Genomic DNA, 12,791 nt, shown 5'->3' with positions numbered 1-12,791 from the left:
TTTAAAATGGTAAATCGTCATCAGAGATATCTATTGGCCGACTATTATCCTCAAAAGGATCAGGCGTACTTTTCTGTTGGTTATCTGCAGGTTTACTGTCAGTATTCTTTTTTGATTCAAGTAATGAGAAGTTTTCAACGATTACATCTGTTCGATAGACTCGCTGGCCTTGCTTATTATCATAAGAACTAGTTTGAATGCGTCCATCAATGCCAACTAATACACCTTTATGAGTATATTTAACGAAATTTTCTGCACCTTTTTGCCAAATAGTACAACCGATAAAGTCAGCATCACGTTCGCCCTGAGAATTAGTAAATTGTCTATTAACAGCTACTGTAAACTGAGCAACAGCTTTGCCACTTGATGTATACTGCAACTCTGTATCACGTGTCAGACGTCCTACTAAAACTACTCTGTTAATCATCTAAGCTTCCACCTTTCGATTAGCTGATAAAAATTTATTAATAAAGTATTGCTGTCCTTTTGTGGTGACCAACGTTGTAAAGCTAATCGTAGGCTGAGTATATTGATGTAATATCGGTGTTTCTCTGACTTCCATAACTTTTAAAGCAACGGCCCTTTGTGTCGGTATATAACCATTGGATTTTCTTATCAGATAATTCTTTTCTACTAACCATCTGAATAATTCCTTTTGTCCAATGGCAATCCCATTTTTATAAAGTAATTTGGCCAGGTCGCGAACTAAAATTGTGTCATTGCTTTTAGAAATCTGATCAGCAAATTGAGCTTTTGGTGTTAGCTCTGAAATTTGAGCATCTTTAATTTTCAATTGTTCACCGGCTTGGAGTAGTAGGTCTCCCAATGCTCCCGGATTATGAGTGATGTCATAGGCCTTTTGATTGGTCATGTATACACCGTTCTTACGAATTGAAGGTAAAACTTCATGTGTTATCCAATATTTAAATGGTTTTGTATTGGGTAACTTACTTCCAATAATCGAAGTATATAATCCACTCTCATTTATCAAAATCGACTTCATATTCATACCCGACAATTTGGCGGATATGAAATCTTCGTCATCAAGTCTCTTGGTCAGTGCATTAGTCTCGGAATATCCGAGAACATCTGCAACGTCTTTAGCAACAAAATATGGCTCTCCGTCAATTACACTTGTTCGAATATCAATACCTGCAAAACTAAAACTCCTTAAATTATTCATTCACCTGTACCCCCAACCATTCTTCTGATTCTTTGTTTTAATTCCTCAGGCATTGAATTAAAGAAATCATTGCTTTCTAAGTTTTTTGGATTTGAAACATCAATGGCAATTGCTGCAGCATGTTTCTTCGGATTAACTTTGATTACATTAACTGGATTGCCATTGTCTACCGTCTTACCAAGTTCTCGTAGTTTCCTCAAAGCAATTTTATTGCTGGATTTAATGACATCCTTTGCAAACTCAGCTACATCTTCCTTACCTGGTTCAATTAGTTCACCTAGTTGCTCACGCCTAAAAATATTTCGTAGACATGTTTCAATCAAAATGGCATTAACAAGATCCATATTCTCTGAATTAGACATGAAATTCATTCCATTAACATCGATATTCCCATTTCCAACTAATCCGATAAAGATTGAATCATCAGAATCGAGTGCATTTCTTACATCGCTTAACATTTTTTGATTTTCAGTATTCATAATTTAATATCCTCATTTTTAGTCTTTATTTAATAAAAATTGAACAGCCACCATTATGGCCATAATCAAAATCAGAATTTTCATACATCACTTCTCCTTAAACTGATTGTTTTTTATGCTTAGGAACATCTGCAGATGATCTAATGCCAATCTTGTACCAGTTCTTTAAAATTCCTTTAACATATTCCCAAGTAAGTGCATTGCTTTGAATTGCTATTTGAGTTGCTAATTTCATTAATTTGCTTAGTTCTTCAACATTGATACCTCGATTTAGAAAAGGAATAGCTGCAGAAATAACTTGAGTTTGTCTGATTTGTCTGTCTGAGATAGCGAAGCGATTATAGTAATCCATAAATGAACTTTCTCCCTTCAAAAGCGGGGCAAGCTCATTTTCTTTATTTTGATTTAATATAATCTCCTCTCCTTTACTCTCGTTTTCTTTAGTTTCCTTTTCTTTACTTTGCGTACTGTCGTTGTCATTAATGGAGTTTCCGGTGTCGGAAACTTTTTTTTCGGTATCAGAAATAAGACAATACTTTGAATCGATTGAACTATCTTTCTTTTTATACGCTGCTTGTTGATATCGAGTTTGTATTCCATGTGACGTTAAAATTTTATGATCATCAAACATTTTCTTATTGAAAAAATCGACTTTAAGAGCTTTGTTAACCAATTCATCTACTGCCGATTCACTGGCGCCAACATCGTCAGCCACCAGGAACCGGACATCATCATCCCACTTCATGTAATACCCCTCATCTTGATAGATAGTACCGAGCAGGTAGATGAGCATTGTAATTGCTGTATCTCCACAAGCCTTTCTTATTTTCCTGATCTTCATATCCCGTAAAAACGTCACATCTAGCGGAAAGTAATCAATACCTTTTTTAATAGGTCGTGCCATCACTACCCTCCCCCATCAACTGTTATTAGATGCACTAACACTTTGCTTTTTCCGTTCATCCCTGATAGCTTTACTCAAGTAAGTTAAAATTTGTGCTGCCAAAACATTAGTAATTTGATTCAAATCGGTATAGTGAAATTTATTTTTCAACGTAACTGATATGTCATCAGAGGTCAGACGATATATTCCTGCTGCCTCACGTATTTTGTCACGAACCTGATCAAACATTTTGTTATTAATCTGAGTTTCAGCTTGCTTCCTTTGATTATTTCCATTGTATTGATTTCTATTACTAGGTTGTCTTTGATTGCTTGAGCGATAGCCAGTATTACGGTAATTATTGTTATTTGAATATTGATTCTTACTTTGGCCATTCGGTGTATCATCTCTTTCAGGATCGTCACCAGTTGAAATCATAAACAGTTGCATAAGATAATTCTTTTGTGCACCTGTTTCAGCTTTATATATGGCTTTGTCAGACATATCCATCCCCGTACCGAGCATTGAGCCTATGATTGATTCATTGCCGTCCCTTAATTCAAACGTCCCTTGAACAGATGCATAGTGCATTTGACCACCTTTTTTAGTAGTCTCAGTCCATTCGTTAGTAACTTCATACTTTGGAACAATAATTACTCCCAACACTGCTAATGGATTTCGAACCAGCTTTTTAACCTGGGCTTCAGTTACATAATGGAAACCTTGTTTTGCGTTATATCCCTCCTTCTTTATTTCTGGAGGCAATCCAGCTTGTACTTGAGCTATTTTTTGCACAAGATTGAGTTGTTCATGTTGATTTGCGGTCATTCTAATCACTCCAATGTGCTATAATTTATGTACAAATGTTTTTGAAATATTTTTGATTTAAGACACTATTTTGCGGATAGTGTCTTATTTTTTTTGGCCAAAATCTCTGGCGTATGGTCAGTTAAATTAATTACTTTGTTTTTGTCGGTATCACTACCAAAGAATTTATTACCTAATTCATGCCAAAACTTATTAACTTTCATACTTGTTGACTGACTTAAATCGAACAAATTAATGAATCCTTTAGATTCACCTGCAGCATGACCAATCGCATACCCAACCAAGCTGGTTAGCATGCAAGCAAATGTGACGTCTATTGATGTCATTACTAATACCTCCTAAATTTGAAATACATATAAATATTGCAAATTATTGTCTTCCTCATTACCCGATTTAAAAAACTCAACCGTGACACCGCATTTTCTTAGATATTCAATTGAGTAATCAGATAATGGTCTGCCAAACTTTCTGTTTAACAGGTTCTTAGATTGCGCTGCTAATCTATTCAATTCATCCAAAATCGGTGAAACTTCCTTTTCTACAATCTGATTGATCTTCCCGATTTCTTTAGAATAACCGAGGCGTTGCTTTTGAACTTCTGATGAACCTAACATAATAATTTCTCCTTTAAATTAGACTTGCTTTATAGGCAACCTTATCTTTTTCAAATTCCTTCATATCAATGGTGATTATGTCTATCCAATGGTCATACATCCATTGATCAAAATCTTTTCTTCTAAATTGATAGGCTTGACCTGGTCTTGGGTAGTAAACACAACCACCGTTTTCTTCATCCAACCAGTTCCTATAAATGAACAAAACGGCATATAACCTACGACCACTAAACGGCACATAAGATATCATCTGTTTAGTATTCATTACTGGTGGCCACAATGGCATTTTCCTGATGACTGCGTTAATTCTTGATTCAATTTTTTCATCAATTTCAGCATCATCAATTTCAATTTTTGCGATGGCCATATAAACTGCCTCCTTAAAAAATTTGCTGTACTGGTATGTTTTGTTCAGTAGCAATCTTCTTTACTGAAGAAAGCATCATACCGATTGTTTCAATAATTTGTTTCAAATAGCCTTTAACAATTGATTTGTCCGGATTTTTCTTACTCAATTCTTCAATCAATCCTTTTATGGCACTGTCACTATCCAAATCTTCCTTTTGGGTTCCAATAAGTAGTGATAGATCATCTCCTCGATATCTATCTAGCATATTTAAGAAAATAGCTTGGTAGCCATAAGAATAACAAACGACCGCTAAACTAAATCTTTCATCATCAAATGCATTAGCTATTTGAAATAATCGTTTATCTTCAATTTTTCGAGCTTTACGCCAATCTTTGACTGCAGAACGTGAAACTCCTGTTACCGCAGCAATGTCAGCATTATTCAAATCCTGACGTTTCATCATATCTTCAAACTCCTGATAAATGTTTACGTTATTCAAATTGATCACCTCCCCATGATGCCTTTCATCTATAATTAATTTGAAAGGTGGTATTTAAAATGGCATTAACCGATTGGATCCAATCCGTATCAGCAATTGTTGCATTAATAATTTCAACAATTGCCATTGTTCAGACGAATAGAACCATTTATGATTCAAACAAACCCTATATTTCATTTTTCTTTGACTACATTCAGGTGCTTGATGATGTTCATCAATATATTGTGGTTAAAAACTTTGGAAAAACACGTGCAACAATAAAAAAAGTCACTCTTAATCCCAAAGTACAAAATGAGATGACAAAAGATATTGTGTTTTCACACTTAGAAGGAACTTCATTAGCTCCAGGTCAATCATTTACAGCCACATTTTCTTCCAATGCATTCACAAACACTGATAGAAATCATTTAGATTTCACAATTCACGTTGAATATGAAGATGAATTGCATAAACTTATAAAGGATGACTTTTTTATGACTCAACGTAATAAGAAAGACATGTTTTTTACAAAGTCCACTACCAATATTGCTATGAATGAAACAGTTTCCAGAACCGCTGAAGAATTGTTAAGAAAGCGGATTTGATATTATAGAGTTTTTCAAAATACGTCTCTTTAAAACATCATCTAAATCCAAAGCTTCTTCTGTTGTTAAATTATTATTTTGAAAAATAACTAATATTTCAGCAATTATTTTCTCTTGTTTTTCTAATTGACTACCATCCATATCAATTTACCCTCCCTCATTAATTCATTTTTAGAGTGAACTCATTAGTTCACTCTTTTTTTGCTTTAAATGAGTCCAATGAACCAGCACATAGCCAATCCAATCAATACACCAATAACAATTCCACGTGTGACTTCTGCCATGCTAGGCTGTTGTTTACGATTCATTGAATTACCATCCCTTTTGATTTACGAAACTAACTGTCTATGTAAATCGATTATTTTGTAAAATTAAGATATAAAAATCATTTATGTAAAACTTTTGTGGACATTGAGAGTACAAAAATATCCTTGAAATCAACGTTTAAAACATCACAGATTTTCTTTGCAGTTCTATTTCCTACTGGTGTACTTCTATTCGCAATAGCTGACATATATGTACGTCCGATACCTACTGCCGCAGCTAAATCCTTTTGTGTTAATCCATTAATTATTAAATGTTCGTCTAATTGTCTTTTACTCTTTATGTATGTTGACATTTAAATCATCTCCTTTTGGGTACAAATAGATAATAACATTTGTACAACTTTTGTCAACGATTTTTGTACACAAATATTCTACAAACGTTCTAATATTGTTATACTTTTGTTATACTTTTGTCGATGAAAGGGTTGATGTTATGCCAAACAAAGTAACTAACAAAGAATTTGGTAATATGCTAAAAAAACTACGCGAAGAACACCACTATTCTTTACGTCAAGTATCATACCAATCAAAAACTGACACTCAACCTGCAGTGTCACCTTCGTACTGGTCTTTAATTGAACGTGGTGAGAGAAACATTCCAAAACAAGAAACGCTCAAACGAATGGCTAAGGGTCTTAAAGTCCCTGCCAAAACAATTCTAAAAATGGCTGGCTATACTGAGATTATTGAAGACGATGAGAAAAATAATTATTATGATCTATCAGGAAAAGAAAAATTGGATCTTGGTAAACTTGCCGATAAATTATTAGATGGCTCTGATACAGATGCCGAATCTGATTATTATGGTGAGCCATCCACCCCAGAGCAAAAAGCCAACTTACGCTCGGCTATTTTAACTGCCCTTGAAATTAATAAGAGACAAGCTAAAAAGAAATTTACTCCAAAAAAATATCGCAACGATGACGAAAATAAATAAGTAGGTGTTTACATGGCAACATGTTCTATCGAAGATTTGCTTAATAAAGTGTATAAAAAGGCAAATAGTTTTGATCCAGCGATAATAGCAAAAACTTACAATTATAATGTTATCTATTGTCCGATTGGTCCTGATACATTGGGAACACGGATAACAAATAGCCGGCGTACTACCATTATCCTGGATGATAATTTAAATGAAATCGAATCTATATTAGTACCACTTCACGAGATTAAACATTGTTTAACCGATAAGGGAGTTGGTACGCCTTTTTTGAGGAGACATAGTGCAGGTTCTACAATTACCAAACGGGAGTTTGAAGCTAACGCTTTTGCTATGGCTGCGATGATAAAAGAACATGATTATGATTTGAGAAATATGACTAAGTATCAAATATGTGACTACTTTGGTTTGGATTACTTTTGGTCACGCTTTATATGATTCATGTTGTCCAAAATCTGATGACATTAAAAGCTGACGGTTATAGGGGGGAAACATAATGAAAAAAAGAATGTTGCTACTAATCTCATTCTTAGGAATATTTGCAATCATGCTTTCTGCATGTTCTTCAAATAAGATGAGCAAAAGTGAATTAGAGGATTCATTTAACAATAGTAATAATTCCGTACTAAGCACCTTAAAAGTGGCTAAAGAGTCTAACAGCAACTCTAAGGTGATCAAACAAGCAAATAAAGGTATTAAAGTACTGGATACTGAAGATAAAAAATTACAATCCAATAAATCTAATAAGGGCCTAACTAAGGACCTTGTTTCATTCAACAAGAAATGTAGAAGAACTCTAAATGGAATTAAGAGCGGTAATGGAAAGGACTATTTTTCCGCAACTGCTAAAAAAATTGCTGATGAATACTTCGAAGGTTCAGATACTAAATCAATAAAAGATTACAATAAATGGAACAAAAAACAGTCAAGTACCGATGATACTGAATCTGACTCCACTGATACAGATGATTCAGATTCATCTTCTGACACGACTTCTAGTGATGAAGCAAAAGTTGATAAGATTAAAAGACATGATGTTACCTGGTCTGACAATTCTTGGGCTGGCGTTAAAGTAAGTATTGATTACGCTAATGTTGGTACTTTCAAAAACGCAGTTGAGGACAGTGATGGAAACACATTCCAAGGAGCTATTGTTGTAAACTTTAAAGTAGAAACTCCTGAACGTGATATATCTATTTATCCAAATCAAGCTACATTGACAACTAATGATGGTCAACAAATAGATGCTAGTCTTATGGACAGTGACGATATTGGTGGTGATCTTATGAAAGGTGCTAACAAAGAAGGAAATGTTGTATTTTACGTTCCTACCCTTTCCAGCCCATCAGATATTACATCAATAAGATTAAAATTCTCAGGCAGTTACGATACCGATGATTATAGTGATGATAATGCATACCATGATTTCGATACTGGTGTAATAAATCTTAATTAATTTAAAAGCCCTTCAGAGGGCTTTTTATCTATAGAGGTCTATCAATCCGGCGAAGGGGTCACACCCGACCAAGCTAATTACGCTATTCAGCATTTGAACGACTAAAAAAGCCATACCCGCAGGTATGACAAAAATTAAAGGAGAAAACATGGAATCTTTAGATTTAACTGATGCTGATGCATATAAGCTCATTAGTATATTTAAAAAAACAATTTCAAAAAATAAATACGTCCTTACTGAAGGATCTAAAGGTAAAATTAAAATATCTGGATTGCTAGATGGAACCGAACGTCAGTTTGTATTATATTATATGTATGCAATTGATAATATTCATTTAAACTTTTCAGATGCCTCTACTCGTTACACATTAGTTAGAATAAACTTAGATAGTAGCTTTCATAAAAATTCCGATGGAAAGGTTTATGGACATCGTGTAGAAATTTTCTCCGAAGAAGAATATAGAGCTAAGAATGATACTTTTACACATTACAAAGCCTATCCTTTGCCCCACAATAGTTTTAAAGATTGCGATGATTTCTTCACCGCACTACAGCAAATGTTTGATTATACTAATGTTAAGAATCATAGTAGTATATCTTTTATAGAGGACAATATATTATCAATCTAATTCATGAAAGGAGGTATTAAAATGTCAGATGTAATTGATTCAGTAGCCATTGCAAACGAATGGTTGGAAAAAATAAACAACCAATCAAATTTCATTCCACTTGATGGTAATAAAATTAGATTTAATACCCCTTTTGTGGATCCGTTTGGTGACCAAATCTCGTTACTAATTACATCAAATCATAATTCAACATATACCGTTTCTGACCAGGGCTACACTATTTGGAATATTGAATCTCGTGGAACTAACCTAACAAAAAATGGTTCGGTTAGACTTAAATTGATTCAAAGTATCCTAAATACTAACAGAGCTTCGTTGGGTAGTAACTATGATATATACAAAACAACTGCGTCTCGTCAGGAAGTTGCTCAAATAATCAACGATATATTGGACAGTGTAATTAAGATATCAGATTTAGCCTTTGGGTCCAGAAATAATGCCAGAGGAATGTTTAAGGATGATGTTTTAGACTATATTACTGAAAATAATAAACAGTTTAGCTTTGATATCGGATTTTCTGTAAAAGGTAAATCTAATCTAGCATACGATTTAGATTTTGTATTCCATCAGAAAATTAAAGACACAAAATGGACAAAACTATATACATCTTTGAACAAAAACGTATCCGAAATGGTAATGGGGATTTGGCTAGATACAGAATTATACAGGCAAAATAATCCTGGTAATGATATTTCATTCAACGTTCTGGTGAAAGGTCTGGATGACAGGTCAGTTCAATTCAAAGATAGTTTAATTCAGCATAATATAAACGTTGTTTCATTTGATGATAAAGATGATTTTAAAAGTAATTTTGCCATTGCATAAAAGGCCAACTGTGGCTTTTTATTTTTATCGCCAAAAGAACATATGTACCCCTTTGATTTACAATTTATCAAATATTGTAAATTAATAATCAATACTGCCCATAGATACATACAATTATTAACTTAGAACTTTACATCGAAAGGACTTTTGTAAACATGGCTCAAATATATAAAAAAGAAAATGGTGAATGGGCTTATCGTGTATTCTACCGAGACGAGTTTGGAAAACGTCGCTCAGTAAACAACAGCCACTTTAAAAAGAAATCCGATGCACAAAATGCTGCTAGAGAAATTGAAATGAAAAAGACACAAGTTGGAATTTCTCAGCAAAAAGAAAACATCACTTTCGATGATTATTTTAAACAATGGATCAAGACTTATAAAGCAGGCCGCTTTAGTAAAAGCACTCAAACAAAATATGATTTAATACAAAAATTTGTACATGATTCATTCGGTAACACTAAGCTAAAAAAGGTCACCAAATTTGAATATCAACAGGCTCTTGATAAATATGCAGAAGATCATGTTAAAACAACCGTTGCAATGTTTAACAGTGCAATCAAGGCTTCGCTAAAAGATGCTCTCGAACAACAAATTATTCACTTGGACTTCACCCGTAATGCAATAATATCAGGTGAAAAAAAATCAAAGGAAATAAAATATTTCGAAATTGACGAAGCAAATAAACTCAGAGATTATTGTTTAAAAAACTCAAATATCTATAAAATAACTAGGTATGCGATTGCTTTATCAATGGCCACCGGTCTTAGATATGCTGAAGTTGTTGGCCTGACTTGGAATGATATAGATTTCGATAACAACACAATTAATGTGAATAAAACTTATGATTATAAAAATAGAACCGGATTTAAACCTACTAAAACGCCCTCCTCTGTTCGACTTTTAGATGTCGATATAAAAACTATGAAGTTAATGAAGCATCTCAAACTCGAGCAAGCTGCACTATTTTTAAAGCAAAATTACAAAAATACAGATAATTTGGTTTTCATAAACAATCTTCACCAAACTCCAGGAGATGCTGCAGCTAACAAAGCCCTAGGAGTCCTTCAGAACAATTTAAAGATAAAAAAGGATAATCACTTAACATTCCATGCTCTACGTCACACGCATGCCTCTATTTTGTTTTCCAGAGGTGTTAGCCTTGAATATGTGTCAGCACGTTTAGGACATTCAAGCACCCTCATCACTTCCAAGATATACATACATCTTCTTAAAGATCAAAAGAAACATGATGCCAAAAAAGCAGTTGCCATATTCAGCTAATCCTTATGTGCAGAAAATGTGCACACATTCAATTTGTGCTTAAAAATGTGCATATTTTAGAAGTTATTTACAATGATATATAACACGCAAAAAATCCCCGAATACTGATTTAACAGTATTCGGGGATTTTCTTACATTTTTGGCTATCAAGCATGCTTGGGGTAAAGATTCCCGGTATTGGAATCTAACCAATTCGGCCAACTTACGTTGGGTCGCGGACTATACCGCCGGTCGGGAATCTCACCCTGCCCTGAAAACCAATTTATTAAATTTTATACTTTTAATATAGCAGATATTGTTTAAAATTCAACTAATCTTTACTTATGGCATGTATAACCGTAATGTATACGGTTACATCAGGAGAATTAATTCCTATTTTATCAAGGTTTATGTACTTTTCCATTAACAAATCGCCATCAGATTGGTTAATATTTTTTCTTAATTCTTTGTTTTTGGAGAATAAATATAATCCAATATTAATCATTTTCTCATTAACTAAGTAATTTAAACAAAAATTAATCCAAATAAATTGACTGATATATGTAACTCAACTTTCGATAAATGTTCCCTAAACATAGTTCATCCTTGCTTAAATGTGCAGACTTAAAAAATCACAAAAAAAAAGCCCTTTTTCGTCAGGCTCAAGACGTTTATATCTACTTATTAGTTTTCTTCAATTCAGCAACTTCTTGACGTGTCAAATCACGGTACTTACCTGATACTAGACCTTCAAGTGTCAAGAAAGCATAACTCTCACGAGCTAGTTTTTCAACTTTGTGACCAACAGCATCAAACATATTCTTAACTTGGTGATTGTGGCCTTCATGGATCGTAATTCTAACAATTGAGGAGTTCTTTTTCTTGTCTTTTGACATTACTTTAACTCTAGCTTTAGAAGTTGTGTATCCCTTTAACTTGATGCCGCCTTCCAACTTTCTAATTTCTTCAGTTGATAAGACGCCCTCAATTTTAGCCACATAAGTTTTTTCAACGTGGTAACGGGGGTGCATCAAATGGTTGGCAAAATCGCCATCATTCGTCAACAATAATAAACCAGAAGTATCGTAATCAAGACGACCAATTGGATAAACTCGTTCACGAACATCGTCTTCGAGCAAGTCAGTAACAACCTTACGATCTTTATCATCCTTTACAGCTGTGATAACACCACGAGGTTTGTACATCAAAATGTAGCGTTTCTTTTCTTCTTGTAGTGGCATCCCATCAACTTCAATTTTGTCACTGTTGTCGACTTTGATTCCCATTTCAGTAACGACTTTATTATTAACTCGAACATGACCAGAAGCAATCATTTCTTCTGATTTACGACGTGAGGCAACCCCAGCGTCAGCCATATATTTTTGTAATCTAACTTTCTCCATTAATATCTCCTATGTCTGAAGTATCTTCAAATTTCTCTATTTTTGGTAGTTCATCTATGCTCTTAATACCGAAGTAATCAAAAAACTCATCTGTCACAATATACAAATTGGGATGACCAGGAACATTTTTCTTACCATTTTCCTTAATCAACCTTCGCATCAACAAGGTATTTAAACTACCTGAGCTTTGTACTCCTCGAATCTCATCAATTTCAATTCTAGTGATTGGTTGACGATATGCAACAATTGATAATACTTCTAAAGCTGCTTGACTCAATTTTGAACCCAAACCAGCCTTGAAATACTTTGTTAACAAATCGGCAAATTCATTTTTGGTAACTATTTTATAAACACCATTATAGTCGACCAATTGAATCCCTGAATCAACATCTGTCATTAATTTAATTTTTAATTCTTCAATATTTTGACGCAACGCAGCACTGTCAATTTCCAACAATCCCGCAAGGTCTTTTTCTTTAATTCCTTGATCACCGGCAACGAACAATAGTGCCATTATTTTTGCTTGATACAC

General features: G+C 33.9%; 20 protein-coding genes and 1 riboswitch. Of the genes, 7 read left to right on the top strand and 13 right to left on the bottom strand.

What is annotated here, in order from left to right; genetic code table 11:
- Window position 1: 1 nt before the first annotated feature.
- The 9 genes from ssb to FD31_RS01300 form a co-directional block, all read right to left on the bottom strand.
- Window positions 2-427: a single-stranded DNA-binding protein gene (ssb, locus tag FD31_RS01340; RefSeq protein ID WP_057890970.1), complete on the bottom strand. Its 426-nt coding sequence runs from the start codon at window positions 425-427 to the stop codon at window positions 2-4.
- On the bottom strand, window positions 428-1,183 hold the full coding sequence (locus FD31_RS01335) for a phage antirepressor KilAC domain-containing protein (protein ID WP_057890969.1): 756 nt from the start codon (window positions 1,181-1,183) through the stop codon (window positions 428-430).
- Entirely contained in the window at window positions 1,180-1,662 is a 483-nt protein-coding gene (locus FD31_RS01330) for a hypothetical protein (protein ID WP_057890968.1), read from the bottom strand. Before FD31_RS01330 ends, FD31_RS01335 begins: the two co-directional genes overlap by 4 nt.
- Window positions 1,663-1,759: 97 nt before the next feature.
- The gene (locus tag FD31_RS01325) at window positions 1,760-2,566 is read right to left on the bottom strand and encodes a Lin1244/Lin1753 domain-containing protein (protein ID WP_057890967.1); all 807 of its coding nucleotides are present in this window, start codon (window positions 2,564-2,566) and stop codon (window positions 1,760-1,762) included.
- A gap of 15 nt (window positions 2,567-2,581) precedes the next feature.
- Window positions 2,582-3,373, bottom strand: a complete 792-nt coding sequence (locus FD31_RS01320; protein ID WP_057890966.1) for an ERF family protein — start codon at window positions 3,371-3,373, stop codon at window positions 2,582-2,584.
- Between the two features lie 65 nt (window positions 3,374-3,438).
- Window positions 3,439-3,699: a hypothetical protein gene (locus FD31_RS01315; protein WP_057890965.1), complete on the bottom strand. Its 261-nt coding sequence runs from the start codon at window positions 3,697-3,699 to the stop codon at window positions 3,439-3,441.
- Between the two features lie 12 nt (window positions 3,700-3,711).
- Complete coding sequence (locus FD31_RS01310; protein ID WP_057890964.1) at window positions 3,712-3,987, bottom strand: hypothetical protein; 276 nt, start codon at window positions 3,985-3,987, stop codon at window positions 3,712-3,714.
- 13 nt (window positions 3,988-4,000) lie between these two features.
- Complete coding sequence (locus tag FD31_RS01305) at window positions 4,001-4,354, bottom strand: hypothetical protein (RefSeq protein ID WP_057890963.1); 354 nt, start codon at window positions 4,352-4,354, stop codon at window positions 4,001-4,003.
- Window positions 4,355-4,367: 13 nt separating this feature from the next.
- Window positions 4,368-4,835, bottom strand: a complete 468-nt coding sequence (locus FD31_RS01300) for a helix-turn-helix domain-containing protein (protein WP_057890962.1) — start codon at window positions 4,833-4,835, stop codon at window positions 4,368-4,370.
- A 59-nt stretch (window positions 4,836-4,894) separates the two neighbouring features.
- On the opposite strand from FD31_RS01300, the gene FD31_RS01295 reads away from it, so the two are divergent.
- Window positions 4,895-5,419 carry a hypothetical protein gene (locus tag FD31_RS01295; protein ID WP_057890961.1) on the top strand — a complete coding sequence of 175 codons (525 nt, stop codon included), beginning with the start codon at window positions 4,895-4,897 and terminating at the stop codon, window positions 5,417-5,419.
- Here the strand turns inward: FD31_RS01295 and FD31_RS14010 are convergent.
- Together FD31_RS14010 and FD31_RS01290 are read right to left on the bottom strand one after the other, a co-directional pair.
- Window positions 5,402-5,560: a hypothetical protein gene (locus FD31_RS14010; protein ID WP_157049137.1), complete on the bottom strand. Its 159-nt coding sequence runs from the start codon at window positions 5,558-5,560 to the stop codon at window positions 5,402-5,404. The genes FD31_RS01295 and FD31_RS14010 overlap by 18 nt on opposite strands.
- Before the next feature lie 244 nt (window positions 5,561-5,804).
- On the bottom strand, window positions 5,805-6,038 hold the full coding sequence (locus FD31_RS01290) for a helix-turn-helix transcriptional regulator (RefSeq protein WP_057890960.1): 234 nt from the start codon (window positions 6,036-6,038) through the stop codon (window positions 5,805-5,807).
- Between the two features lie 140 nt (window positions 6,039-6,178).
- On the opposite strand from FD31_RS01290, the gene FD31_RS01285 reads away from it, so the two are divergent.
- From FD31_RS01285 to FD31_RS01260, 6 genes are all read left to right on the top strand, one after another.
- Window positions 6,179-6,682, top strand: coding sequence for a helix-turn-helix domain-containing protein (locus FD31_RS01285; protein ID WP_057890959.1), 504 nt, complete (start codon window positions 6,179-6,181; stop codon window positions 6,680-6,682).
- Window positions 6,683-6,694: 12 nt separating this feature from the next.
- A complete protein-coding gene (locus FD31_RS01280) occupies window positions 6,695-7,123 on the top strand; it encodes an ImmA/IrrE family metallo-endopeptidase (RefSeq protein WP_057890958.1) in 429 nt (142 codons plus the stop codon).
- Window positions 7,124-7,181: 58 nt separating this feature from the next.
- Window positions 7,182-8,141 carry a hypothetical protein gene (locus tag FD31_RS01275; RefSeq protein WP_057890957.1) on the top strand — a complete coding sequence of 320 codons (960 nt, stop codon included), beginning with the start codon at window positions 7,182-7,184 and terminating at the stop codon, window positions 8,139-8,141.
- Window positions 8,142-8,289: 148 nt separating this feature from the next.
- Complete coding sequence (locus tag FD31_RS01270; RefSeq protein ID WP_057890956.1) at window positions 8,290-8,769, top strand: DUF6978 family protein; 480 nt, start codon at window positions 8,290-8,292, stop codon at window positions 8,767-8,769.
- A 21-nt stretch (window positions 8,770-8,790) separates the two neighbouring features.
- Window positions 8,791-9,594, top strand: coding sequence for a DUF1828 domain-containing protein (locus FD31_RS01265; RefSeq protein WP_057890955.1), 804 nt, complete (start codon window positions 8,791-8,793; stop codon window positions 9,592-9,594).
- Window positions 9,595-9,749: 155 nt separating this feature from the next.
- Window positions 9,750-10,877: a tyrosine-type recombinase/integrase gene (locus tag FD31_RS01260; protein ID WP_057890954.1), complete on the top strand. Its 1,128-nt coding sequence runs from the start codon at window positions 9,750-9,752 to the stop codon at window positions 10,875-10,877.
- A 121-nt stretch (window positions 10,878-10,998) separates the two neighbouring features.
- A riboswitch (FMN riboswitch) is annotated at window positions 10,999-11,139 on the bottom strand.
- Window positions 11,140-11,533: 394 nt separating this feature from the next.
- Here the strand turns inward: FD31_RS01260 and FD31_RS01255 are convergent.
- Window positions 11,534-12,259, bottom strand: coding sequence for a pseudouridine synthase (locus FD31_RS01255; protein ID WP_057890953.1), 726 nt, complete (start codon window positions 12,257-12,259; stop codon window positions 11,534-11,536).
- Window positions 12,246-12,791, bottom strand: coding sequence for an SMC-Scp complex subunit ScpB (gene scpB, locus FD31_RS01250; RefSeq protein WP_235805316.1), 546 nt, complete (start codon window positions 12,789-12,791; stop codon window positions 12,246-12,248). The genes FD31_RS01255 and scpB overlap by 14 nt, the downstream gene beginning before the upstream one ends.

This window comes from Companilactobacillus nantensis DSM 16982, from assembly GCF_001435815.1.
In the GTDB taxonomy this organism is placed as follows: Bacteria; Bacillota; Bacilli; order Lactobacillales; family Lactobacillaceae; genus Companilactobacillus; species Companilactobacillus nantensis.
This window is presented reverse-complemented; position numbering and strand designations above follow the sequence as displayed.